Below are 26,013 nucleotides of genomic sequence, written 5' to 3' on the forward strand. Positions count from 1 at the left end.
CTATTATTCCAATTTATCAATATGTAAGAGCTCGCTTGCTTAATCCCCAAGTTGGTGGTTTTGCGATTGATAACGCCGAAGAAAAGATCTACTCAAAAGATCTCTATATCAAAGCAAAGTAAGCCCCTTACGCTGATAACAATATAACGACTTAGACACTGCATGTAGCTATCTTCAGATAGTAATTTACATGCAGCGTCTTTCTAATTTTCATTGTCACAGACTGAAAGAGTGAGTTTATGCTTAAATTCATCGCAAAAAGGATATTGGAAGCGATACCAACCATGTTGGTGTTGATCACAGTATCTTTCTTTCTCATGCGTTTCGCTCCGGGTAACCCATTCTCAAGCGAACGTCCTTTACCACCGGAAGTGATGGCCAACATTGAGGCCAAATATGGCTTAGACAAACCTGTGTCTGAGCAATACTTCACCTACTTGACCAATATTTTACAAGGTGATTTTGGCCCATCATTCAAATACCAAGATTATACGGTGAATGAATTGATCGCCGTTGCTTTGCCTGTCTCGGCAAAAGTCGGCTTTATCGCTTTTATTTTTACTGTTATCGCGGGTGTTTCCATCGGTACTATTGCCGCACTAAAACACAACACTTGGATTGACTACACCATCATGTCGACGGCAATGATTGGCGTGGTGATGCCGTCGTTTGTTCTCGCCCCAGCTTTAATTTATCTCTTCTCCTTGCATTGGAAAATATTCCCCGCTGGCGGCTGGTTAGATGGAAGTTTCCAATATTTAGTGCTGCCAGTGCTGGGTATGTCGATGCTCTATATTGCCACCTTTGCCCGCATCACCCGTGGCTCAATGATAGAAACACTCAACAGCAATTTTATTCGCACGGCACGCGCGAAAGGATTGAGTTATCCCTATATCGTTGTTAACCATGCGTTGAAGCCTGCTTTACTGCCTGTTGTGTCGTACATGGGGCCTGCGTTTGTCGGTATTATTACGGGGTCTGTGGTGATTGAAACGATTTTCGGTCTACCGGGTATCGGTAAGCTGTTTGTTAACGCTGCATTTAACCGCGATTACTCATTGGTGATGGGTGTAACCATTTTAATTGGTTTCTTATTTATTCTTTTCAACGCCATTGTTGATATTTTGCTTGCGGTCATTGACCCGAAAATTCGCTACTAACAGGGACGTATGGTTATGTTAACGAAAAGAGAAAACCTAGCCGCGGTTGAGAAGTTTTCTGAAAACTTAGAAATAGCGGGCCGCAGCTTATGGCAAGATGCGCGCATTCGCTTTATGCGTAACAAAGCGGCCATGGTCAGTTTATGTATTCTGACGATGATGACCCTTGCGGTGATCGTACTACCGATGATGGCCCCGTATACCTATGACGATACGGACTGGTATTCAATGCACGTTGGGCCCAATGCGGATCACTGGTTTGGCACCGATAGCCTTGGGCGTGATTTGTATGTGCGTACCTTAGTTGGTGGGCGAATTTCGCTGATGGTTGGTGTTATGGGCGCGTTGGTTGCTGTTCTGATCGGCACACTTTATGGTGCGGCGTCGGGCTTCATCGGCGGTAAAGTAGACCGCATTATGATGCGTATTTTGGAGATTCTATACGCTGTTCCTTTCATGTTCCTTGTGATTGTTTTGGTCACGTTCTTTGGCCGCAATATCGTACTTATCTTCGTCGCTATCGGTGCAATTGCATGGCTTGATATGGCGCGAATTGTGCGTGGCCAAACCTTGAGCCTACGCAGCAAAGAGTTTATTGAAGCGGCACATGTATGTGGAGTCAGCAACTGGAAAATTATTACACGTCATATTGTGCCAAACGTGTTGGGTATTGTAGCGGTCTATTCGACGCTGTTGATCCCAAGTATGATTTTGACAGAGTCATTTTTATCTTTCCTTGGTCTTGGTGTTCAAGAGCCGATGACAAGCTGGGGAGCACTTCTACAAGAAGGTTCACAAACAATGGAAGTCGCTATTTGGCAACTTGCTTTCCCAGCCGCGTTCATGGTGGTCACCCTGTTTTGCTTTAACTATGTCGGTGATGGTCTGCGCGATGCGCTTGATCCTAAAGACCGATAATTAAAAGATTAAGGAAGCAATAATGAGCTTATTAGATGTCAAAGATCTGCGGGTCGAATTTACCACTCAAGATGGTATTGTCACTGCTGTCAACGATTTAACTTTTTCACTGGAGCAAGGCGAAACCCTCGGTATCGTAGGGGAGTCTGGCTCTGGTAAATCGCAAACCGTGTTCGCTATTATGGGCCTACTTGCCAAAAACGGTATTATCACGGGCAGCGCAAAATTTGAAGGGAAAGAGATCCTCAATTTGCCAGAAAAAGCCTTGAACAAAGTGCGTGCTGAACAAATTGCGATGATCTTCCAAGACCCAATGACGTCACTGAATCCTTATATGAAGGTCAGCGAGCAGTTGATGGAAGTACTGATGCTGCACAAAGGAATGAGCAAGTCGGCCGCATTTGAAGAGTCGGTACGTATGCTAGAGGCAGTTAAAATCCCCGAAGCGCGTAAGCGAATTACCATGTATCCGCATGAGTTTTCTGGCGGTATGCGTCAACGCGTTATGATTGCAATGGCGTTGTTATGCCGGCCTAAGTTACTGATTGCCGATGAACCCACCACCGCATTGGACGTAACGGTGCAAGCCCAAATTATGGATTTGTTGAACGAGCTCAAAAGCGAATTCAATACCGCCATTATCATGATCACCCATGATCTGGGTGTGGTTGCGGGTTCATGTGACAAAGTATTGGTAATGTATGCTGGGCGTACGATGGAATATGGCTCTGTGGATGAAATTTTCTATAACCCGAGTCACCCTTACGCTGAAGGTTTATTAAAAGCCATTCCTCGTTTGGATACGGAAGGTGAAATATTACCAACAATTCCTGGAAACCCACCTAACTTGCTACGATTGCCACCGGGTTGCCCTTATCAAGAGCGCTGCCACCGAGTGACAGAACGCTGTAAACGTGAAGCACCTATTTTATTGCCATTTGCCGATGGTCGCCAACGTGCCTGTTTTTCTGATTGGGAGGCTTGGGTTAAATGAGCGAACAAAAACCATTATTACTGGATGTAAAGAACCTCAAAGTTCACTTCAACATTGCCTCTAAATCCGCGTGGCCGTGGTCTAAACCATCCAACCTAAAAGCCGTAGATGGCGTTAATGTGCGCCTATATGAGGGTGAAACTCTCGGCGTAGTAGGCGAATCAGGTTGCGGAAAGTCTACTTTTGCGCGAGCGATCATTGGTTTAGTCGAAGCCACCGAGGGTGAAGTGGTGTGGCTAGGAAATGATTTGACGAAAATGCATGAGGTTGAGCGTCGCAAAACCCGTAAGCAAATTCAGATGATTTTCCAAGACCCACTGGCGTCATTGAACCCAAGAATGTCGGTTGGCGATATTATTGCAGAGCCACTTCAAACCTTTTATCCAGAACTTTCGAAGCAAGAAGTAAAGGACCGTGTAAAAGAGATGATGACAAAAGTCGGTTTATTGCCGAACGTCATTAACCGCTATCCCCATGAATTCTCTGGTGGTCAGTGTCAACGTATTGGTATTGCCCGTGCGCTCATTTTAAAACCGAAAATGATCATCTGTGATGAGCCAGTTTCTGCTTTGGATGTTTCAATCCAAGCGCAGGTGGTTAACCTGCTCAAAGAGCTGCAAAATGAGCTTGGTTTAAGTTTGGTTTTTATTGCCCATGATTTATCGGTAGTGAAACACATATCTGATCGTGTACTCGTGATGTATTTAGGCAATGCGGTCGAGCTTGGCACCTCTGAGGCGTTGTTTGCGAATCCATCACACCCTTACACCAAAGCTTTGATGTCGGCTGTGCCAATTCCAGATCCGAAACTGGAGCGTGCTAAGAAAATTCAGATGCTAGAAGGGGATTTACCCTCGCCAATCAACCCGCCTTCTGGATGTGTTTTCCGTACCCGCTGTCCTCAAGCGACGGAAATCTGTGCACAGCAAAAACCGCAGATTAAAGGCAGTGATGAACATGCTGTGTCTTGTTTACATGTCGAGCTCTAAATTTAGCCTGTGACAGGCTTAAGCGCGACGCATTTCTGGGTCGCGCTTTTTTTATCTGTGCGCTTAGGTATAGACAAATTGGGTATAGATAAATCGCACTGTTCAAAATTTCTGAATAACAAGGACAACTTCCTCCGGTTTTACCATTTTCTATCCTACTTATAATAAAAAAGTCATCGGAATGAGGAGTGGAGATCATGGGAAAATTAGTTGAAGGCGTCTGGCACGATGTTTGGTATGACACCAAAAGCAGCGCTGGGCATTTTGTACGCGAAGACGCAGGATTCAGACACTGGGTCGACAGCCAGCCAGATGCACGATTTCAACCAGAATCGGGCCGTTATCATTTGTATGTCTCTTTGGCATGCCCTTGGGCTCACCGTACATTGATTTTTCGCCAACTCAAATCACTCACCGAACACATTGATGTCACGGTCGTTTGTCCTGACATGCTAAGTGAAGGCTGGTCTTTTGGTATTCCTGAACCTCTGTTCGGCTATACCAAGCTCCACCAAATCTACACCAAAGCAAAGGTAGATTATTCAGGGCGAGTAACTGTACCTGTGCTGTGGGATAAGAAGACCAATACCATTGTTAGCAATGAATCTTCTGAGATTATTCGCATGTTTAACAGTGCATTTAATGAGTTAACGGGTAACCAGCACGACTACTATCCGCAAGCACTCAGCAAAGCTATCGATGAATGGAATGCGTATATTTACCCCAATATTAATAATGGCGTTTATCGATGTGGGTTTGCGACCACGCAAGAGGCCTATGACGATGCTTATGATGCACTCTTTACGGCATTAGATAAGGTCAACAATCATTTAGCGACGTATCGCTACTTGGTCGGTAACCAGATCACCGAGGCGGATTGGCGTTTATTCACTACACTTATCCGTTTTGATGCTGTTTACGTCGGGCATTTTAAATGCAATAAACAGCGTATCGCCGATTATGAGAACTTAAGCGGTTACTTAAAAGAGCTTTACCAAATCGACGGTATCAAACAAACGACCGATTTTTACCACATCAAACGCCACTATTATTTCAGCCATATCGGTATTAACCCAACGCAAGTGGTACCTAAGGGGCCGGATCTTGATCTTGATACGCCCCATGAGCGCGGTTTTATTGGGTTATAACGAGGGTGGAAGTGTGCTATAAAAAAGGCTCTTATGTGATACATAAGAGCCTTTTAATCAGCAAGTTAAGCTAAGAATTTTATTTTGTTTCTTGGCTTGCTTGAATCGCCGTCAACGCGATTGTGTAAACAATGTCGTCAACCAACGCACCGCGAGACAAATCGTTTACTGGTTTACGCATGCCTTGCAGCATTGGACCGATAGAAACAAGGTCTGCTGAGCGTTGTACTGCTTTGTAAGTTGTATTACCTGTGTTTAGGTCAGGGAAGACAAATACCGTTGCTTTACCAGCGACTGGAGAGTTTGGTGCTTTAGAAGCCGCCACGTTTTCCATGATTGCAGCATCGTATTGCAGAGGACCGTCGATAATAAGATCTGGACGTTTCTCTTGAGCAATGCGCGTCGCTTCACGCACTTTATCTACATCAGCACCTTTACCTGATTCACCTGTCGAGTAGGAGATCATCGCCACGCGCGGGTCAATGCCGAATGCTGCCGCAGAATCGGCCGATTGAATCGCAATTTCAGCAAGCTGTTCAGCATTTGGATCTGGGTTGATGGCGCAGTCGCCATATACCAACACTTGATCAGGCAATAGCATGAAGAAGATAGAGGATACAATCGAGGCATTTGGCGCGGTCTTAATGATTTGGAATGGAGGAACAATGGTGTTGGCTGTGGTATGAACCGCACCAGAAACCAAACCGTCAACTTCATCCGCTTCAAGCATCATTGTGCCAAGGAATACTGAATCTTGCAGTTTTTCACGAGCCACAACTTCTGTCATGCCTTTTGAACCACGCAGCTCAACCAAGCGAGCAACGTAGTTTTCGCGCACTGAGTCAGCATCGATAATTTCAACGCCAGCACCTAACTCAACACCTTGCTGCGCAGCAACGCGGCGGATTTCATCAGGGTTACCAAGTAGAACACAAGTCGCAATACCGCGCTCAGCACAAATAGAGGCCGCTTTCACTGTGCGTGGTTCATCCCCTTCAGGAAGCACAATACGTTTACCTGCACGACGAGCATACTCAGTTAACTGGTAACGGAATGCTGGCGGGCTAAGGCGACGAATACCTTGCGTGCCCTCAGTGAGCGAATTAATCCAAGGGCCATCGATGTGGCTAGCAACATGATCGCTGATGAACTCGATACGTTCTTTATCGTCAGCTGGAACTTCTAGGCTAAAGCTTTGTAGGTTGAGTGACGTTTGCCAAGTGTTACCTTGTGCTTTAAAAATAGGCAATCCGCTTTCAAAGGCTGGTTTACATAGGTTCACAATCTCTTGTGGCATATCGTAACCGCCAGTCAGCAGTACCGCACCAATTTCAACGCCATTCATTGCGGCCAGAGAGGCGGCAACAATCACATCAGGACGATCGGCCGATGTCACTAAGAGTGACCCTGGCTTAAAGTGCTCAATCATGTGTGGCAAAGAACGCGCACAGAAAGTGATGCTCTTAATACGGCGAGACTTAATTTCACCTTCATTAATGATTTCAGCTTTCAGGTGTTTGGCCATATCAATAGCACGAGTCGCGATAAGGTCGATACTCCAAGGCACACAACCTAACACACGAATTGGGCTGGTGTTGAAGATCTGCATCACTTCTAAATTGGCTTGTTTCGCGCTATCTGCATCATCAAAAATTTCTGATAAGTCAGGGCGAGTGCGGCCTGCTTCATCAACAGGGGCATTAAGCTTGTTGATAATAACACCTGAAATGTTTTTATTTTTTGTTCCACCAAAGTTTGAGCACGCAACTTCAATACGCTCTTTCAACTGAGTTGGGTTGTCTGTTCCCGGTGTCGCGACAAACACAATTTCTGCGCCCAGTGTTTTGGCAATTTCTGCGTTCACTTGGTTCGCAAATGGGTGTTTGCGTGTTGGCACAAGGCCTTCAATCAGCGTTACCTCAGAATCTTTATTGATGTGGTTGTAACGCTCAACGACGGTTTCAAGCAACACATCCATCTTTTCGCTACCGATCAACGTTTCTGCCGCTGACATCATCATCGGTTCTGCAATGCTGATGTCGCTGTTGCGACCGATAATCGTTGAAGTGAGATCAGGTTGATCGCCACCCGAGCGAGGTTGTGCAATAGGCTTATAAAAAGAAACGCTAACACCTTTACGCTCCATGGCGCGAAGGACACCCATGCTCACGCTGGTAAGACCAACACCAGCGCTGATAGGGATAAGCATAATAGTACGGGACATGAGTAGAGTACCTCAAACTATTGAAATCAATCTAACCGAAACTAGATTGAAAAAGGAACAAAGCCCAACATGACCTTCTTTGGAAATAAGCCTGCTGACCTAAATCGCTAAAAACTAAGGGTTGAGCCCCGGTAAAAAACTGGCTAACTCAGAGAGTTAGCCAGAAAGTCAATTAAAGACCTGCCAGACGAGCAGTATCTTCAGCAATCACTAGCTCTTCATTGGTCGAGATAACCATAGCTGGAATACGGCTGTTTGCCGTTGTGATAACACCTTCGCCGCCAAAACGTGCTTTTAGGTTTGCTGCGCTGTCGACTTCGATACCGAAGATAGCCAAACGGTTTAGTACCATTTCACGGATAGGGCCTGAGTTCTCACCGATACCACCAGTGAAGACGATAGCGTCTAGGCGACCGTCAAGGCTTGCTGTGTAGCCAGCCACGTATTTTGCTAGGCGGTGGCAGAATACGTCCATTGCACGAGTCGCTTCTTCTTTCTCACCGTAGTTATCTTCAACAAAACGGCAATCCGAAGTCACTTGTGTTAAGCCTTGTAGGCCAGACTCTTTGGTTAGCATAGTGTTGATTTGATCAACAGAGTAACCCAGTGCATCGTGCAGGTGGAAGATAATTGCAGGGTCGATGTCACCACAACGTGTGCCCATCACCAAACCTTCAAGCGGCGTTAGACCCATTGAAGTATCAACTGATTGACCGTTTTTGATCGCACAAACAGAAGCACCATTGCCTAGGTGACAGTTGATGATGTTAACTTCTTCAACTGGCTTGTTGAGTAGGCCTGCAACTTCACGAGTGATGAATAAGTGTGAAGTACCATGCATGCCATAACGACGGATACCATGCTCTTTGTATAGATTGTACGGAAGAGCGTATAGGAAAGACTCTTCAGGCATAGTTTGATGGAACGCAGTATCAAACACAGCTACGTTTTGAAGCTCAGGGAAGTTTTTCTTAGCGGCTTCGATACCGATGATGTGTGCTGGGTTATGAAGCGGTGCAAAGGTTGCAGCGTCTTGAATACCTTTCAGTACATCATCAGAGATAAGTGCAGATTGAGTGAACTGCTCACCACCGTGTACGATACGGTGACCGATAGCGCCAAGGTTAGCTTTAAGCTCTGGCTTAGAAGCAAGAATAGTTTCAACCATAAACGCGAGTGCTTCTTCGTGCGCTGCACCTTCGCCTAGTTGCGCTTCGTGTTTACCGTCAAGTTTCCACTTGATACGTGCTTCAGGAAGGTGAAGACATTCAGCAAGACCTGATAGGTGCTCAGCACCTGTTTCTGCATCAACAACAGCAAATTTAAGAGAAGAACTACCGCAGTTTAAAACTAAAACTAGCTTAGACATGTGTGACTACCTGTAATAATCGTTTAAGATAAAAATCAATCTCAAGAATAGTAGAAGCGTTGTGGAGCGCTACTAATCTTGGTCAATAAAACTTGAATTTCCGTATCATGAGACGGGGCTTTTAACGTAAAGTCGTCGATGCATTCCTTGCAGATGTCATCTCGGAGTTGCCTAAATTGTAAATAACGGCAACAATGAGATTGAGGGCTCGCAAAGAATAGCGATAATGGGCCAATATAACAAAAAAAAATTGAAATAATATTAACTTCTATCAATTTTTTACTAGATTAGTTGAATCATTAAACTATTTTTTAGTTGAATGGGCAGCATCGAGAGTGAGGGCGCGCTATGAATAACAAAGTTGGAATCGTTCACAGCCTGAAAGATGGTCAGAAATATATGGATGTTTGGCCTGTGCGCAAAGAGCTAGGCCTCATTTTTCCTGAGCAACGGATCATTAAAGCCACGCGTTTTGGCGTTAAGGCTATGCCAGCTATCGCCGCAATCAGTGTACTGACACAGATGGTTTTTGAAAATACACAGGCGATGCCCCAAGCAGTGGTAGTGGCACTTTTTGCCATAAGCTTACCGCTACAAGGTATGTGGTGGCTGGGAAACCGCGCCAATACCCAACTTCCACCTTCGCTTGCTGGGTGGTACCGAGAGCTGTACCAGAAGATTGTCGATACTGGTTTTGCTTTAGAGCCAATCAAAGCGAAGCCGAGATACAAAGAGCTGGCTGCTATCCTCAACCGAGCATTCCGTCAGTTAGATGACGCCGCGTTAGAACGCTGGTTCTAGCCACCCAGGTAGCATGTGAATAAAAGGCAAAGAGGACTTCCGCAGTGAACTCCTCTTTGTTATTCAACTTTCGCCTTATTCTTATCTCTCTTTTTGTTACTTTACTGTTAAACCTCACTTCCCTTTAGCCTGAGTTACTGGTAATAATGTTGTCAGCGACGCTCAGTGCGCGTACATAAAAATATTAAAAACACAACATCCAACATGTATACCCAAACAATGTGAAGTTGTAAGCAATCTGCAATGGGATGAATCCTAATGTGGCACAGGTTAACTGTGTTTAACGGGATGAGCGCATTTGCTAGCACTGCTACCGCTTTAAGTAGGAAGGGTATAATGCTTAAATCAAGGAGTTAAGATGAAAGCAGGCAAAGCCATTGTTACCGCCGTTTTTGCAGGAGCAGTATTACTCTCTTCCACAAGCATCATGGCCAAAACAGCGAAAGTCGCCGTATCGCAAATTGTTGAGCACCCAGCTTTAGACGCAACCAGACAAGGTTTACTTGATGGTTTAAAAGCAAAAGGTTATGAACAAGGCAAAAATCTAGATTTTGATTTTAAAACCGCGCAAGGCAACCCAGCCATTGCTGTTCAAATTGCGCGCCAATTTGTCGGGGAAAATCCTGATGTGTTAGTCGGCATCGCAACCCCCACGGCGCAAGCGCTCGTCTCTGCAACCAAAACTATTCCTGTCGTGTTCACGGCGGTGACCGATCCTGTCGGTGCTAAATTGGTAAAAAAACTTGAGCAACCGGGTAAGAACGTGACCGGGCTTTCTGATCTATCGCCAGTTGAACAGCACATTGAGCTGATCAAAGAGATCATGCCAAACGTGAAATCTATCGGGGTAGTGTATAACCCCGGAGAGGCGAATGCAGTGAGCTTGATGGAACTGCTTAAATCGAGCACTCAAAAACATGGCATTAAACTTATTGAAGCGACAGCCTTAAAAAGCGCAGACGTACAAACTGCGACACAGGCGATTGCCTCAAAATCAGACATTATCTATGCCTTGATTGATAATACTGTCGCCAGTGCGATTGAAGGGATGATTGTTTCGGCAAACCAAGCTAAGACCCCAGTATTTGGCGCAGCAACCTCTTATGTTGAACGCGGAGCGATTGCTAGCCTTGGCTTTGATTATTACCAAATTGGCGTACAAACCGCGGACTATGTTGTCGCTATCTTGGAAGGCCAAGCACCGGGTAAACTGGATGTTAAAGTGGCCAAAGGGTCTGATTTAATGATCAACAAAACCGCAGCGGAAAAACTGGGCGTAACGATTCCTCAGTCAGTACTTGATCGTGCTACGAGCGTAAAATAAAGACCATTCAGAGCTAGAGCGAAGGCTTTAGCTCTGTTTAAGCAGAGAAAGGAGTTGTTATGTCTGCTTTTGCTTTTTTTGGCGCTCTAGAGATAGGGCTGCTGTACGGATTAGTGGCATTGGGTGTTTACCTCACTTTCCGTGTCCTTGATTTCCCCGATTTAAGCGTTGACGGCAGCTTCCCGATGGGCGCTGCGGTGGCCGCAACGGCGATTGTGGCAGGTATTAACCCTTGGGTTGCTACAGGAATGGCAATACTTGCGGGTGCCTTTACCGGTTGGGTGACTGCATTTCTTGCGGTTCGCTGCGGTATTTTGCATCTATTGGCGTCGATTCTCACCATGATTGCCGCCTTCTCCATCAATATTCGTATTATGGGACGCCCCAATATTGCTCTGCTTGGGGAGGAGACCATTCTTACGCCCTTTGAAGCCATGGGTGACTCGGTTTACATTCGCCCGCTGGTCGTGGGTGTATTGGTCTTGATTTCGGCCTGGTTTGTGGTGCGATTATTAAACAGTGACTTTGGACTTGGACTGCGTGCTACGGGCGTTAATGCCCGCATGGTGAGAGCACAAGGCGGAAGCACCTCGTTTTATACCTATTTTGCTCTTGCGTTATCGAATGGTTTTGTCGGTTTTGCTGGGGCACTGTTTGCGCAAACCAACAGTTTTGCTGATGTAACTTCGGGCGTAGGGACAATTGTCGTTGGCCTTGCTGCTGTGATCTTGGGGCAGACGTTGATCCCTGGTCGCCGGATCTGGGTTGCAGTGCTGGCGGTCATCGTCGGTTCAGTGCTGTACCGTTTAGCGGTCGCCTTTGCTTTGAGCTCGGGCATGTTCGGTTTGCAGGCATCTGATCTCAACTTAGTTACTGCTGTGCTGGTGGCCATCGCACTGATTGCGCCAAAAATGAAAAGGAACTTCAAAGCAAAAAAGGGTAATTCTCCTGCTCAGAAGTCGGTTGTTGCTAAGCAGGATAAAGCGTCAGGAGAAACATTATGATTCGTTTAGAAGATATTCAAGTCACGTTTAACCCTGGCACAATTTTAGAAAATAGAGCGTTAAGAGGTGTTCACCTCGAAGTACCTGAACATCAATTTTTAACTGTGATTGGCTCAAATGGTGCAGGGAAATCGACCTTATTAGGCGCTGTAACGGGCGAAACGCCCATGATGGCAGGCAAAGTACTCATCGATGAAGTCGATGTCACGCGCCAGAGCGTGGATCAGCGTGCACGTTTATGCGCTCGCGTGTTCCAAGACCCACTTGCCGGTACATGTGGCGATTTAACCATTGAAGAGAATATGGCTTTAGCCTACATGCGCGGCAAGCGCCGAGGGTGGGGGCTGTCACTTTCTTCATCACGTCGCAAGTTGTTTCAAGAGCGAATCGCTATCCTTGGTTTGGGATTAGAAGATCGTTTAGGCGATAACATCGGCCTACTGTCTGGTGGGCAGCGTCAAGCGGTTAGCTTAGTGATGGCAACCTTATCTGACAGTAAATTGTTACTGCTTGATGAGCACACTGCGGCTCTGGACCCTAGAATGGCGGCCTTTATCATTGATTTGACCAAAACAATCGTCAAAGAATTTAACTTGACGGTGATGATGGTAACGCACTCGATGAAAGATGCCTTAGCGTGTGGTGATCGCACTGTAATGCTTCACCAAGGTGAAATTGTTCTTGATGTGTCTGGTGAGCAGCGTGCCAATATGAAAGTGCCTGATCTACTGGAAATGTTTTCGAAAGTTCGAGGCGAAGAGCTGGCAGATGATAGCCTTCTACTCAGTTAATGGTTTTATTTCGTTATCACAGAGGGTTAGTTAACACAGTAGTTGACTAAGCAGCAACAGGCTTTCTCGGCGTGATGTTGAGAAAGCCTGAAGAAAACGCATTACAAGTTGTTTTGTAACCGATCACGGTAACGCTGAATGTGCTCCACAATAGGTTCCGATTTGGTGAAGGTCCTGATTTCGCGAAATAGCTCGTTAGCTTGAGGATATTCTTGACGCAAGTAGGTAAACCATTGCTTGACTCGGTTGGGATAGTAAAAGCCTTTATCGCCTCTAATTTCAAATTGCGAATAGCGCAGGAGCAGATCAACCACTTCATGCCAAGGCATCACTTTATGGTTATGTTTCACCACATTGCCTAAATTGGGAACGTTGAATGCGCCTCGACAAACCATCAATGACTCTACGCCCGTTGCTTTAATACAGGCTTGACCATCGTCATAGTTCCAAATTTCGCCATTAGCGATCAGAGGCAGAGACGTCTTCTGGCGTATCTGATTAATGTAATCCCACTTAATTTCACTGGCGCGATAACCGCCCGCTTTTGTTCGGGCATGAACTGTGAGCTCGTTTGCTCCAGCTTGTTCAATCGCATCGACAATTTCAAAGCAGTCGTTAGGGTCTTCCCAACCTAAGCGAATTTTAGCCGAAACAGGGATCGCTTTCGGGACCGCATCTCGGCATGATTTTACCACTTGATAAATCAATTCCGGATGTTGTAACAGCGCCGCACCGCCTTTGTGTTTGTTGACCGTTTTCGCTGGGCAACCAAAATTCAAGTCAATGCCGTGCGCGCCTAATTCAGCAACTCGTGCGGCATTTTCTGCCATCCAATGTGGCTCTTGGCCGAGCAGTTGAACGTGCACGGGAACACCTGCTTGTGTTTTTGAGCCTGTTTTCAGTTCAGGACAAAGGCGATAAAAAACGTGGTCAGGCAATAATTGGTCAACGACACGCACAAATTCAGTCACGCACAGATCGTAATCATTCATCTGGGTGAGCAGTTCACGCATCAAGTGGTCTAGCACACCCTCCATTGGGCCCAAAATTACACGCATCATCATTTCGCCTTAAAAATTCGAGGCGAGATTGTAGTGGTTACCGAATCAAAAGTCACTAAATGCAAGAGTTGGTATATAATCCCTGGTCAACCATTTTAACTGTACAGATTTTCATGACCTACTCATTGCTCTCTCTTCCTCAATCAGCTCCTCAATCCGCTCATTTTTTTGAAGGGGCTATTTTGGCATCCAATTTCGCCACTAAGCCGTTAGAACCCACAACTTGGTTAGAACCTTTAGTGGGGGAGCAAGTCAAAGCACTTGAACCAGCGGTGATGGCGCAAATTAATCTGCAATATAACTTGCTCAAACGTAGCGAATATTCGGCGTTAGCCTTGCTAGATAATGCGACTCAGTGGGCTGATTTTGCTGAAGGGTTTATGAGCATCTGGCCAGTCGTTGAACCGCAATGGTTAGAGACTCAAATTGGTGATGGTAGCCTGCGCATGCTACAAGCTTTGTTGACCACCTTCATGTTAGCCATCGATGAAACACAAACACAGCAGCAGATGAGCGAAGCGGGTTTTGCAACACCACCCAGTTTGAGTGATTTTGCTGAGCAGTTGGATGTCATGATCACAGAAGTCGCGTTAATGGCTGATGAATTAATGCTCGGCATGAAAACGCAGCGGGTTAACCCATTTAAAGAGATTGGACGCAATGATCCTTGTCCGTGCGCCAGTGGCAAAAAATTCAAACAGTGCTGTGGCCAGTAAAGTACGCCGCCTGAGGTTTAATCTCAACAAAACGCTGACAAACCCAAGCAAATAAGCCCTTATAAACGAGTTATTCTGATAAATAAGTTGTTCTGATAAGCGAACGCTTCTTAAGAGAAGAGGGCCTTATCAATAAACGTTATAGAAAACGTTATAGACAAAAAATTGTTATCCATGGAGTGTGGTAATCATGAAAAGAGTGTTAGCCCTGTTGCTGTGTAGTTTTTCTGTCGCTGTTTTGGCTGCGCCAAAAGAGGAGTTGAGCCAACGCCTCGCGCTGAACGCTGGTTTTAGCGCTACCTTTGCCCAGCAAGTGATCAGCCCTGAAGGTGATATTGTGATGGAAGGTCAGGGGAAAGTTGATATTGTTCGGCCAAGCCTTTTCCGTTGGCAAACGACCGCTCCTGATGAAAACTTACTGGTGTCTGATGGTAAAACCTTGTGGTATTACAGCCCATTTATCGAACAAGTGAGTATTTATAATCAAGAACAAGCGACGGAACAAACTCCTTTTGTGTTGCTGACTCGTAATCGCGCCAGTGATTGGGATCACTACAAGGTTGCACAAAACGGTGATGATTTCACCCTAACGCCAACCGCGGTAGATTCAAACCAAGGGCAGTTTCAGATAGCGATTGATGAGAAAGGGATCGTGAAAGGTTTTAACGTGATTGAACAAGATGGGCAGAAGAGTCTGTTTACGTTTAGCGATGTACAACTAACACCGGCCGCTAAAGCGCGTTTCACGTTCCAGATCCCGCAAGGTGTCGAGGTTGATGATCAACGTAATTGAGATAGGGACTAAGGCGTGAGTAATTATAGTGTGGGTAACTACAGCAGTGTGGGTAACTACAGTTTAGATTTTTCGGGTGATGAAGATTTCCGTCCGTTGGCCGCGAGAATGCGCCCTCAGACGGTTGAGCAGTATATTGGCCAGCAGCACATTTTAGGCGTGGGTAAACCCTTGCGGCGTGCATTAGAGGCCGGTCATATTCATTCGATGATCTTGTGGGGGCCGCCCGGTACGGGTAAAACGACCTTGGCTGAAGTGGCGGCGAATTACGCCAATGCAGAGGTTGAACGTGTTTCTGCGGTGACTTCTGGCGTTAAAGAGATCCGTGCTGCCATTGAAAAAGCACGCGAAAATAAAATGGCGGGTCGACGTACTATTTTGTTTGTAGACGAAGTGCATCGTTTTAATAAATCTCAACAAGATGCCTTTTTGCCACACATTGAAGATGGCACTGTGACTTTCATTGGTGCCACGACAGAGAATCCCTCTTTTGAGCTCAACAACGCTTTGCTATCTCGTGCTCGGGTGTACAAATTAACCTCGCTGGCTAGCGATGAAATTTTGCTGGCGCTCAATCAAGCAATCAACGATGCCGATCGCGGTTTAGGTAAAGTTGCAGCGCAGTTTATGGATAACGTGCTCGAACGTTTGGCTGAATTGGTCAATGGTGATGCGCGCATGTCACTCAATTATCTTGAGCTGCTGTACGACATGGCCGAAGAGAATGCGCAAGGTGAAAAGCTCATTACGCTCAAACTGTTGGCCGAAGTGGCAGGCGAAAAAGTGTCGCGCTTTGATAATAAAGGCGATATTTGGTACGACCTTATCTCTGCGGTGCATAAATCGATTCGAGGTTCCAACCCCGATGCGGCGCTGTATTGGTCGGCCAGAATGATCGCAGCAGGCTGCGATCCACTTTATATCGCTCGCCGTTTATTGGCGATAGCTTCGGAAGATGTCGGCAACGCCGACCCAAGAGGCATGCAGGTGGCGCTCGCCGCTTGGGACTGTTTTACCCGCGTTGGTCCTGCGGAAGGTGAACGTGCTATTGCACAAGCGATTGTCTATTTAGCGTGCGCGCCCAAAAGTAATGCCGTGTATAGCGCGTGGAAGCAAGCCTTAGCTGATGCGCATAATTTGCCAGAGTATGAGGTGCCGCCTCATTTGCGTAATGCACCAACCAGTTTGATGAAAGATCTTGGTTATGGAGCACAATATCGCTATGCCCACGATGAACCGGGAGCTTACGCGGCTGGCGAAAGTTATTTGCCGCCTGAAATGAGCGATACACGCTACTACCAGCCAACAAATCGAGGGTTAGAAACCAAAATTGGTGAAAAGTTAGATTACTTGGCTAGTTTAGATGCAAAAAGCCCACAAAAGCGCTATGAAAAATAGTCTCTTTTCGTTATCTTTGTCGGGTTCAATTTTCTCTACGCGTCGCTCTTATTAGAAAGGGATGCAGACGCGTTTTTCATAACTAAAAGCATAGGATTAGCAATGCTGGATTCTAAATTACTTCGCACTGAGCTGGATGAAACAGCTGCAAAATTAGCGCGTCGCGGTTTCAAACTCGACGTTGAGACAATTCGTCAACTTGAAGAACAACGTAAGTCCATTCAAGTAGAAGTTGAAAATTTACAATCCTCGCGCAACTCCATCTCCAAAGAAATTGGCCAAAAAATGGCCGCCGGCGACAAAGCGGGCGCAGAAGCAGTCAAGCTACAAATCGGCTCTCTAGGCAGTGACTTAGACGCGAAAAAAGCGCAGTTGAATGACATCCAAGCACAATTGGATGCGATTACTATGTCTGTACCCAACGTACCAGATGAATCGGTTCCTGACGGTAAAGATGAAAATGACAACGTAGAAGTTTCTCGTTGGGGCGAACCTAAAACTTACGATTTTGAGCTCAGAGATCACGTTGATCTTGGCGAAATGGCCGGTGGTTTAGATTTTGCTAGTGCGACTAAAATTACTGGCGCTCGCTTTATCGTGATGAAAGGCCAATTTGCTCGCCTACACCGTGCGATTGCTCAGTTCATGCTGGACTTGCACACACAAGAACATGGTTATACAGAAATGTATGTCCCTTATCTTGTCAACGCTGACAGCCTGTTTGGTACTGGTCAGCTACCTAAATTTGGTCAAGACCTATTCCATACTGAGCCACTAACTGAAAAAGTGAATGATGAAGAGCCACGTAAACTGTCTCTTATCCCAACGGCTGAAGTACCGGTAACGAACTTGGTGCGTGACACCATTTCTGACGAAGCCGATCTGCCACTTAAAATGACGGCTCATACACCTTGTTTCCGTTCTGAGGCGGGATCGTATGGTCGCGATACACGTGGTCTTATCCGTATGCACCAATTTGATAAAGTCGAATTGGTTCAGATTACGCGCCCAGAAGATTCAATGGCGGTGCTGGAAGAGTTAACTGGTCATGCGGAAAAAGTGCTGAAATTGCTTGAACTGCCGTACCGTAAAGTGGTGTTGTGTGCAGGTGACATGGGCTTTGGCTCTCGCAAAACTTACGATCTAGAAGTGTGGGTTCCTGCGCAAGGCACATACCGTGAGATCTCCTCTTGCTCAAACATGTGGGATTTCCAAGCACGTCGTATGCAAGCCCGTTTCCGTCGCAAAGGCGGCAATAAACCTGAGCTTGTACACACGCTGAACGGTTCAGGCCTTGCTGTGGGTCGTACTATGGTAGCCATTTTGGAAAACAACCAACAAGCCGATGGCCGTATTGCCGTTCCTAGCGTACTGCAACCATACATGGGTGGCGCAACGCATATCGGTTAATCATGATGCGTTAAACACAGTAAAAAAACCGACTTGCGAGTCGGTTTTTTTATGCATCAATATTCTATGTCGGTTCTATTTAAGCCCCATCGATTTGAAAGCATTGCGAATTTTGCAATGCCACCGCTACAGCGTTGATCAGTTTTTCAATGTCATCTACTTGGCTAATAAACGGTGGCATCACATAGATTAAACAGCCAAAAGGACGGATCCAGACCCCTTGCTCAACAAATAGCGCTTGAATGACTTCCATATTGACAGGGCGATGCGTTTCAATCACGCCGATAGCGCCCAGCCAGCGCGTCTCTTTTACCATCTCAAAACGGTTAAGCATGGGCAGTAAATGAGCAAATTGCGCTTCAATACGCTGGGTTTGCTGTTGCCAATCGCCCTGTTCGATGAGCTCTAAGCTAGCGCAGGCGACGGCGCACGCCAATGGATTAGCCATAAAGGTTGGCCCATGCATAAAGCAGCCCGCTTCGCCAGCACAAACCGTATCGGCGACTTGCTTGGTCGCCAGTGTGGCCGAAAGCGTCATATAGCCACCCGTTAAGGCCTTGCCGACACATAAAATATCAGGTGCGATATTAGAGTGCTCACAGGCGAAGAGCTTTCCAGTACGGCCAAACCCAGTTGCAATCTCATCGGCAATCATTAGCAAACCATATTGATCGCAAAGTGCACGCACGCCTTTTAAAAACTGAGGATGATAGATACGCATACCGCCAGCACCCTGCACAATTGGTTCTAAAATTACCGCCGCAAGCTCTTGATGAGCGTGCATTATTTTCTCTCGAAAATCATCGAGATCGCGTTCATCCCACTCATCCCAAAAACCGCAAGTTGGCGAATCGGCAAAAATATGCTGCGGCAAAAAACCTTTGTAGAGCGAATGCATCGAGTTATCTGGGTCAGTGACTGACATTGCGGCAAACGTATCGCCGTGATAGCCATGACGTAAGGTGAGAAATTTCGCTCGTGGTTGACCTTTTGCATGCCAGTATTGCAGCGCCATTTTTAAGCTGACCTCCACGGCGACAGAGCCAGAATCGGCTAAAAATACGTGCTCAAGATTGCTTGGCGCTAATGCCAGTAATTTTTTACAAAGCGTAATGGCGGGTTGATGTGTGATACCGCCAAACATCACGTGTGACATTTTATCAATTTGCTGATGCGCAGCGTAATTAAGGTGTGGATGGTTATAACCATGAATAGTTGCCCACCAAGAGGACATTCCATCAATCAAGCGTCGCCCATCTTCCAAATAAAGATGGACACCTTGAGCGTGAGTGACGGGATAACAAGTCAATGGCGTCAGCGTTGAAGTGTAGGGATGCCAGATATGTTGGCGGTCGAAAAGTAAATCCATGATCAGTCCATATTGCTGGGTTTGTTTAAAGATCAATCAAACGTAAACTTATGTTTTCTTTGTTTGTTGACAGTTTATCGCTTGTCAGTAGACTAGCCAAGCAACAAAATAATAAAACTGAATAAGGAAGAGATGTGGAAGTTCGTCATAACTGGACCGTTGCTGAGGTGAACGCACTGGTCGAAAAGCCGTTTATGGATCTACTGTTTGAAGCGCAGCAAGTACATCGTCAATACCATCCCAAAAATTATGTTCAGGTCAGTACGTTACTTTCTATTAAGACGGGGGCGTGTCCTGAAGATTGTAAATATTGCCCGCAGAGTGCGCATTACCGGACTGATGTTGATAAAGAACGGTTGATGGAAGTCGAGCGGGTGTTAGACGCGGCGCAAAAAGCGAAGCGCTCTGGCTCGACCCGCTTTTGTATGGGAGCGGCGTGGAAAAACCCGAAAGCGCGTGATATGCCTCTCTTGAAAGAGATGATCAGTGGCGTGAAAGAGATGGGCTTGGAAACGTGTATGACGTTGGGCATGCTAACGCCTGATCAAGCAAGTGAGTTGGCCAGTGCAGGGCTTGATTACTATAACCACAACCTAGATACCTCACCTGAATACTATGGCAACATTATCACCACTCGAACCTATCAAGATCGCCTTGATACCTTATCGCACGTGCGCGATGCAGGAATGAAGATCTGCTCTGGGGGAATTATCGGTATGGGAGAGAGCGCTAATGACCGCGCTGGCCTGTTGGTGGAATTAGCGAACTTACCAACCCATCCTGAAAGTGTACCGATTAATATGCTGGTCAAAGTGAAAGGCACACCGTTAGAGCAAGCCGAAGATGTCGAAGCGTTTGATTTTATTCGTCTGATTGCTGTTGCTCGGATCATGATGCCACAATCGGCGGTGCGTTTATCGGCTGGACGTGAAAATATGAATGAGCAGATGCAAGCGCTGTGCTTTATGGCAGGTGCAAACTCCATTTTCTACGGTTGCAAGTTGCTAACGACTCCTAATCCTGATGAAGATAGCGATATGCAGTTATTTAAAAAACTGGGTATCAATAGCCAACAAGTGAGCCAAAAACCGGATGAAGTTGCAGAAAGTGAGCTGCTTGAACGTGTCGTAAAACGGGTGGCAGCTCGTCCTACTAAAGATGATCTTTTCTACGATGCCAGCGTTTAATTCACGTATTTCAGCGGCGCTCAGTGCTCGTCACGATCTTGGGCTTTCTCGTTCTCTTATCGAGCTTGAGGGAGGCAACCAGGTTCGATTGTGCAAAGATGGCCGCCAGTATCTTAACTTTTCCAGTAACGATTACCTTGGCCTTGCACATGACTCAGAATTGATTGCCGCTTGGCAGCAAGGGCTGAGTATGTATGGTTGCGGTAGTGGCGCATCTCCTTTGGTCACAGGCTTTAGCTCAGCCCATCGCAACCTTGAATCTAACTTGTGTGAGTGGCTAGGTTATGAGCGAGCCATTTTGTTTGGCTCGGGTTTTAGTGCTAATCAGGCACTGCTGTTTAGCCTGCTCAATAAAGACGATTTGCTACTGCAAGATAAACTTAACCACGCCTCTTTGATGGAAGCAGGAATGCTTTGCGCAGCCAGTATGAAGCGTTTTCGGCACAACGATGTCACTCATCTTAAGCAACAGCTTAACAGCGATAGTCATACGTTAGTGGTGACTGAAGGGGTCTTTAGCATGGATGGTGATTGTGCACCGCTGTGCGAAATCACGGATGCACTGCAAGGTGAAGCGTGGTTGGCAGTCGATGATGCACACGGCATCGGTGTGTTGGGCGAGGGTGGGGCAGGCAGTTGCAGTGCGGCAGGAATAAAACCACAGCTCTTAGTGGTGACCTTTGGCAAAGCCTTGGGGTTATCGGGTGCAGCTATCTTATGCAATCAAGAGGTGGGTGACTTTCTTACGCAGTTTGCTCGTCACCACGTCTATTCTACAGCCATGCCGCCAGCGCAAGCTTATGCAGTAACTCATGCTATTTCAATGGTCACTCAGCAGTCTTGGCGCAGAGAAAAACTAACTGAGCTGCAAGCTTATTACGCTGAATCCATGCAAGGTTTCGATGGTTATGTTGAAACGCTAACGCCAATCAAACCCTACCTTGTTGGTGAGGCGCAAACAGCATTGAATATCGCCGAACAATTGCGACATCACGGGTGTTGGTTGACCGCGATTCGCCCACCAACGGTGGCTCAAGGCCGCGCCCGATTGCGTATCACTCTAACCGCCAACCACACTATTGCTGACATAGATCAACTAACCACACAACTGCAACGTGCGCTAGAGGAGAGCTGAATATGTCACAAACTCATGCGATAGAGATAAATGCGCTGCATGACAAAGCCGCCATTGCCCATTCTTTTAGCCGCGCGGCAAAGCATTATGATGTACATGCCGCTTTTCAACGTGACGTAGGACACCGTTTATTGGACAAAATGCCGCACAGTCTAGTAGGGAAAAGAGTGCTCGATCTTGGTTGTGGTACGGGCTATTTTTCAGAGCAACTGCGGCGTAGAGGGGCGTATGTGGTATGTGCTGACCTCTCCAGTGAGATGCTAGTACAAGCTAAAATACGTTGTGGTGATGTTGGCGTCACCTACTATCAAGCCGATGCTGAGGCGCTTCCTTTCGCCAACGCCTCTTTTGATTACGTTTTTTCTAGCTTAGCGCTGCAGTGGTGTGATGACCTTGTTCTACCACTGCGACAAATTCACCGCGTATTGAAACCACAAGGGATGGCTTATTTTTCGACATTATTGGACGGTTCGCTGTTTGAACTGAAACAAGCGTGGACAAAAATTGATACACATCAACACGTCAATGATTTCATCACACTCAATCAGGTAAAAATTGCGTTAGCGCAATCTCACGGTTACCACCATCAACTAGACTTGCCTTCGATCACAGTTTGGTATGACAAAGCTTTTTCCTTGATGAGAGATCTTAAAGGAATTGGTGCAAATCACGTAAGTGGACGCTCACAAGGGTTAACAAGCCGCAAGGCTCTACTGCAAATTGAGCAGGCATACCAAGCATTTCAAAACCATCAAGGTCTTCTACCTGCAACTTATCAGGTTTGTTTAGGGGTTATACATCGATGATTGATGCATTTTTTATTGCGGGTACGGACACCGACGTTGGAAAAACGGTCGCTTCAAAAGCGATTCTACAAGCATTAGCCGCCAAGGATTTGGTGACTATTGGCTACAAACCCGTTGCCGCTGGTAGCGAAAAAACGGAATTTGGCTTACGCAACTCAGATGCGTTACATCTGATGAAAGCGGCAACCAAAGAGATGCCCTATGGTGATGTGAATCCATATTCTTTAGCGCTCCCTACATCACCACATATCGCCGCAAAACATGAACACGTCGAGATTGATTATGGCGTGCTCAGTAGCAAATTAGCTAAGCATAAAGCGAACGCTGACATTGTGTTGATCGAAGGTGCTGGTGGTTGGCGCGTTCCGATCTCCGATACGGACTGCTTGTCTACTTGGGTTAAACAAGAACAACTACCAGTGGTATTAGTGGTAGGGATTAAACTAGGTTGCTTAAGCCATGCAATTTTAACAGCGGAAAGTATTATCGCCGACGGGTTGAAGATTGTTGGCTGGGTAGCCAACCGAGTGAACCCCGGAACTGAGCATTACGCTGAAATTATTGCAATGTTGGAATCGCGCATTCCAGCGCCTAAGCTTGGTGAAATACCCTATGTGCCAACGGTAAAACGGCAACAAATTGGTAAGTATATTAATGTTGATCCGCTGCTTGCGTCAGAGTAAGCGATGTGAATCAGCCCAAAGGCATCTCTTAGCGAGATGCCTTTTTTGATCAAGCAGGTTATTACCGCAGCTTATTGACGGGGGTTTTCGCGAACTGAGCTAAAACAACAAAAGCGAGCACCAGCAAGTTAGCAGCATAGATGACCACTAGCCACTGTGGCATGGAAAGCGTTAAAAATTGCCATACCACTTTCGAACAGTCACCGTTAGCTTCGAACATCCAAGGTGCCCATTGATTGAGTGGTGCCCAGCTGGGGAAAGTGACAAATAAATCACAAGTGGCAAAAGGAGAAGGGTTGAATTGGTAATCCACATGTTGCATAGCTAAGGTCAAACCTTTATAAGCACTGGCTCCCCAAGTAACGAGTCCAATCCAACGAACAATCGGATTATTGGGTGCGATTAAGCCAAGCAGAGCTGCTCCGCCAATTCCTAGCATCGCCACACGTTCATAAATGCACATCACACACGGCGCGAGCATCATGATGTGCTGAAAAAAAAGCGCACAAGCCTCAAAAAAAACCACAAAAAGAAGTAATAAAAACCAAGATTTTCTCGATTGAGAGAACAGTTTCAGAGTAGAAAAAAAAGTCACATTCAATACCTGTAAAGAATAAAAAGCCCTGATAGTTCAGAGCTTTTTAACTTAGATAAGTTTCATTATCAACCGAATATTTTAATGCCCGGCAGAGATGGCTTGAACTGCTTTGGCTGAATGGTGCGTAATCCACCCTAAGTCATAAAAATGCGCAGTCATGGGTTCAACTAAGAAGACAATGCCAAACAGGCCAACTAATGCCAATACAATCGTGTAAGGCAGAGCCATGATGACCATTTTGCCATAAGAAAGGCGGATCAATGGTGCAAGTGCTGATGTTAATAAGAATAAGAAAGCGGCTTGACCGTTTGGTGTTGCTACTGACGGTAAGTTCGTACCTGTGTTAATCGCGACAGCCAATAAATCGAATTGGTCACGCGTGATAACACCTTCTAATAGCGCTGTTTTGACTTCATTAATATAGACAGTGCCAACGAAAACGTTATCCGAAACCATCGACAAAAGCCCGTTAGCCACATAGAAGAGAGCAAGCTGAGCCCCTTTATCTTCAACATTCAACACAGCATCGATAACTGGTTTAAAGAGTTGTTGATCGATAATTACGGCTACGATGGAGAAGAATACCGCCAGCAGCGCCGTAAAGGGTAGGGCTTCTTCAAATGCTTTGCCTAGCGAATGTTCTTCTATCACACCAGTAAATGCTGTCGCCAAAATAATAACTGAAAGACCAATCAATCCCACTGCCGCTAAGTGCAGTGCCAATCCAACAATCAGCCAGACAGCAATAGCGCCTTGGATCCAAAGTTTTGCGACGTCTTGATTGGTTCGATTTTTGCGCTCAGCCGTGTCAAAATCGACCAGAATTTGACGAACGTTAGCGGGTAATTCTGCGCCGTAACCAAATAGCTTCAGCTTTTCAACTAACACACAGGTCAAAATACCACAGAGAAAAACAGGTACGGTTACCGGAGACATACGGATGATAAACTCGCCAAAAAACCAACCTGCTTGATCGGCGATGATCAGGTTTTGTGGTTCACCAACCATGGTCATCACCCCGCCTAAAGCGGTACCTACGCCAGCATGCATCAGTAGTGAGCGCAAAAACGCACGATAGTTTTCTAGGTCATCACGTGTTAGTTCTGAGATATGCTCATCTTGAGTATGGTCATGAGCGGAGCTTGTCCCTTGTCCCGATGCCACTTTGTGATAAATCGAGTAAAACCCGACGGCGACACTGATGACCACAGCGATAACTGTTAAAGCATCCAAAAATGCAGACAGGAAAGCAGCTGTAATGCAAAAGGCGACCGAAAGCATCGCTTTTGAACGAATACCAAGTAGTATTTTGGTGAAGATGAACAGCAATAGCTGTTTCATGAAATAGATACCAGCCACCATAAACACCAGTAGCAGCAGAACTTCGATGTTATTCACAAGCTCATGTTTTACTTGCTCTGCACTGGTCATCCCAATGGCGATAGCTTCGATAGCCAGTAAGCCACCAGGTTGCAGGGGATAGCATTTAAGCGCCATCGCTAGGGTGAAAATGAATTCAACCACAAGTAGCCAACCAGCAATAAATGGGTCGACCAAAAAGAAAACAATCGGGTTGATAATGAGAAAAGCAATAATGGCAACTTTGTACCAGTCAGGGGCTTTACCAAGAAAGTTCTTGAGAAAAGCGCTTCCGAGGGACATCGGCATGGGTAGTTCTCTTACTGTTGAGATGATAGACGCTGTCAGCTTATCTTTAATTCATTATGTGAAGTGGCCAAATAGAACGTGTTAAACACGAAAACAGTATCTATCGGCAATGTTCTAGCGAAACAACAAACCGTTTAGGGATTATGGTTTTACCAAGACACTCCTTGAGTGAGACAAGCAATCCTTACTTCGACCGTCACTCTACTCCGCAAGCTTTTTTAGTCAATAATAATCAGGTTATTGATAAAACACTTACCGATATTTTGGTCAAAAACGCGATCAAAGTTGGGTAAGCATAGCATAAGAGTTGCGAAAAATTCACGCCGAGCCGTATTTTGAAGTGGAGTTAAGGTAATAGGCATCTAAATGACTAAAAAGAGCGAATTTTGCAAGCTTAAATTGATTATTTTAAGTTTATTAATGTGAGTTATATCTCTTTATTTTTTCTACTCTTATGAGTTCTTCCT

23 protein-coding genes are annotated in these 26,013 nt (G+C 46.0%); 17 read left to right on the forward strand and 6 right to left on the reverse strand.

What is annotated here, in order from left to right:
* The first annotated feature begins 239 nt into the window (after positions 1-239).
* The 5 genes from oppB to PL85_RS00740 all read left to right on the forward strand — a co-directional run bounded on the left by oppB (position 240) and on the right by PL85_RS00740 (position 5,209).
* Positions 240-1,160: an oligopeptide ABC transporter permease OppB gene (oppB, locus tag PL85_RS00720; protein WP_013856495.1), complete on the forward strand. Its 921-nt coding sequence runs from the start codon at positions 240-242 to the stop codon at positions 1,158-1,160.
* 15 nt (positions 1,161-1,175) lie between these two features.
* The gene (gene oppC / locus PL85_RS00725; protein WP_010319734.1) at positions 1,176-2,078 is read left to right on the forward strand and encodes an oligopeptide ABC transporter permease OppC; all 903 of its coding nucleotides are present in this window, start codon (positions 1,176-1,178) and stop codon (positions 2,076-2,078) included.
* A 22-nt stretch (positions 2,079-2,100) separates the two neighbouring features.
* On the forward strand, positions 2,101-3,072 hold the full coding sequence (oppD, locus tag PL85_RS00730) for an ABC transporter ATP-binding protein (protein ID WP_010319733.1): 972 nt from the start codon (positions 2,101-2,103) through the stop codon (positions 3,070-3,072).
* Positions 3,069-4,061, forward strand: a complete 993-nt coding sequence (gene oppF / locus PL85_RS00735) for a murein tripeptide/oligopeptide ABC transporter ATP binding protein OppF (RefSeq protein ID WP_010319732.1) — start codon at positions 3,069-3,071, stop codon at positions 4,059-4,061. Before oppD ends, oppF begins: the two co-directional genes overlap by 4 nt.
* Positions 4,062-4,258: 197 nt before the next feature.
* Complete coding sequence (locus tag PL85_RS00740; protein ID WP_094123759.1) at positions 4,259-5,209, forward strand: glutathione S-transferase family protein; 951 nt, start codon at positions 4,259-4,261, stop codon at positions 5,207-5,209.
* Positions 5,210-5,288: 79 nt separating this feature from the next.
* Here the strand turns inward: PL85_RS00740 and pta are convergent, their stop codons facing one another.
* Entirely contained in the window at positions 5,289-7,433 is a 2,145-nt protein-coding gene (pta, locus tag PL85_RS00745) for a phosphate acetyltransferase (protein ID WP_013856498.1), read from the reverse strand.
* Between the two features lie 172 nt (positions 7,434-7,605).
* A complete protein-coding gene (locus PL85_RS00750; protein ID WP_013856499.1) occupies positions 7,606-8,802 on the reverse strand; it encodes an acetate kinase in 1,197 nt (398 codons plus the stop codon).
* A gap of 348 nt (positions 8,803-9,150) precedes the next feature.
* Between PL85_RS00750 and yfbV the strand changes: the two genes are divergently transcribed.
* From yfbV to PL85_RS00770, 4 genes are all read left to right on the forward strand, one after another.
* Entirely contained in the window at positions 9,151-9,603 is a 453-nt protein-coding gene (gene yfbV / locus PL85_RS00755) for a terminus macrodomain insulation protein YfbV (RefSeq protein ID WP_013856500.1), read from the forward strand.
* Positions 9,604-9,961: 358 nt separating this feature from the next.
* Entirely contained in the window at positions 9,962-10,927 is a 966-nt protein-coding gene (locus PL85_RS00760) for an ABC transporter substrate-binding protein (RefSeq protein ID WP_017048094.1), read from the forward strand.
* A gap of 59 nt (positions 10,928-10,986) precedes the next feature.
* Positions 10,987-11,931 (forward strand): ABC transporter permease, encoded by a 945-nt coding sequence (locus PL85_RS00765; RefSeq protein ID WP_013856502.1) that lies wholly within the window; start codon positions 10,987-10,989, stop codon positions 11,929-11,931.
* Positions 11,928-12,722 carry an ABC transporter ATP-binding protein gene (locus PL85_RS00770; protein WP_010319725.1) on the forward strand — a complete coding sequence of 265 codons (795 nt, stop codon included), beginning with the start codon at positions 11,928-11,930 and terminating at the stop codon, positions 12,720-12,722. Before PL85_RS00765 ends, PL85_RS00770 begins: the two co-directional genes overlap by 4 nt.
* Positions 12,723-12,823: 101 nt before the next feature.
* On the opposite strand, the gene dusC is transcribed toward PL85_RS00770, so the two are convergent.
* Positions 12,824-13,780 carry a tRNA dihydrouridine(16) synthase DusC gene (gene dusC, locus PL85_RS00775; RefSeq protein WP_088729330.1) on the reverse strand — a complete coding sequence of 319 codons (957 nt, stop codon included), beginning with the start codon at positions 13,778-13,780 and terminating at the stop codon, positions 12,824-12,826.
* Between the two features lie 62 nt (positions 13,781-13,842).
* On the opposite strand from dusC, the gene PL85_RS00780 reads away from it, so the two are divergent.
* The 4 genes from PL85_RS00780 to serS all read left to right on the forward strand — a co-directional run bounded on the left by PL85_RS00780 (position 13,843) and on the right by serS (position 18,100).
* Positions 13,843-14,499, forward strand: coding sequence for a YecA family protein (locus PL85_RS00780; RefSeq protein WP_088728968.1), 657 nt, complete (start codon positions 13,843-13,845; stop codon positions 14,497-14,499).
* A 190-nt stretch (positions 14,500-14,689) separates the two neighbouring features.
* Positions 14,690-15,292 (forward strand): outer membrane lipoprotein chaperone LolA, encoded by a 603-nt coding sequence (lolA, locus tag PL85_RS00785; protein WP_026027187.1) that lies wholly within the window; start codon positions 14,690-14,692, stop codon positions 15,290-15,292.
* A gap of 48 nt (positions 15,293-15,340) precedes the next feature.
* Positions 15,341-16,690, forward strand: a complete 1,350-nt coding sequence (locus PL85_RS00790; RefSeq protein WP_026028684.1) for a replication-associated recombination protein A — start codon at positions 15,341-15,343, stop codon at positions 16,688-16,690.
* A 102-nt stretch (positions 16,691-16,792) separates the two neighbouring features.
* Positions 16,793-18,100: a serine--tRNA ligase gene (gene serS / locus PL85_RS00795; protein WP_115339117.1), complete on the forward strand. Its 1,308-nt coding sequence runs from the start codon at positions 16,793-16,795 to the stop codon at positions 18,098-18,100.
* A gap of 79 nt (positions 18,101-18,179) precedes the next feature.
* Here serS and bioA read toward each other — a convergent pair whose 3' ends face one another.
* The gene (bioA, locus tag PL85_RS00800) at positions 18,180-19,469 is read right to left on the reverse strand and encodes an adenosylmethionine--8-amino-7-oxononanoate transaminase (RefSeq protein WP_029388197.1); all 1,290 of its coding nucleotides are present in this window, start codon (positions 19,467-19,469) and stop codon (positions 18,180-18,182) included.
* Positions 19,470-19,603: 134 nt separating this feature from the next.
* Between bioA and bioB the strand changes: the two genes are divergently transcribed.
* From bioB to bioD, 4 genes are read left to right on the forward strand one after another with little or no spacing between them, the layout of a single operon-like run.
* The gene (gene bioB / locus PL85_RS00805) at positions 19,604-20,656 is read left to right on the forward strand and encodes a biotin synthase BioB (RefSeq protein WP_013856509.1); all 1,053 of its coding nucleotides are present in this window, start codon (positions 19,604-19,606) and stop codon (positions 20,654-20,656) included.
* A complete protein-coding gene (gene bioF / locus PL85_RS00810) occupies positions 20,628-21,791 on the forward strand; it encodes an 8-amino-7-oxononanoate synthase (protein ID WP_019282069.1) in 1,164 nt (387 codons plus the stop codon). Before bioB ends, bioF begins: the two co-directional genes overlap by 29 nt.
* A 2-nt stretch (positions 21,792-21,793) precedes the next feature.
* Positions 21,794-22,597, forward strand: coding sequence for a malonyl-ACP O-methyltransferase BioC (gene bioC, locus PL85_RS00815; protein ID WP_019282068.1), 804 nt, complete (start codon positions 21,794-21,796; stop codon positions 22,595-22,597).
* Positions 22,594-23,280 carry a dethiobiotin synthase gene (gene bioD / locus PL85_RS00820; protein WP_038148451.1) on the forward strand — a complete coding sequence of 229 codons (687 nt, stop codon included), beginning with the start codon at positions 22,594-22,596 and terminating at the stop codon, positions 23,278-23,280. The genes bioC and bioD overlap by 4 nt, the downstream gene beginning before the upstream one ends.
* Positions 23,281-23,341: 61 nt before the next feature.
* Here bioD and dsbB read toward each other — a convergent pair whose 3' ends face one another.
* Positions 23,342-23,881, reverse strand: coding sequence for a disulfide bond formation protein DsbB (gene dsbB / locus PL85_RS00825; protein WP_115339116.1), 540 nt, complete (start codon positions 23,879-23,881; stop codon positions 23,342-23,344).
* Between the two features lie 75 nt (positions 23,882-23,956).
* The gene (gene nhaB / locus PL85_RS00830; protein ID WP_013856514.1) at positions 23,957-25,546 is read right to left on the reverse strand and encodes a Na(+)/H(+) antiporter NhaB; all 1,590 of its coding nucleotides are present in this window, start codon (positions 25,544-25,546) and stop codon (positions 23,957-23,959) included.
* Positions 25,547-26,013: the final 467 nt, after the last annotated feature.

Origin of the sequence: Vibrio anguillarum, assembly GCF_001989995.2 — a bacterium.
GTDB classification, from domain to species: domain Bacteria; phylum Pseudomonadota; class Gammaproteobacteria; order Enterobacterales; family Vibrionaceae; genus Vibrio; species Vibrio anguillarum.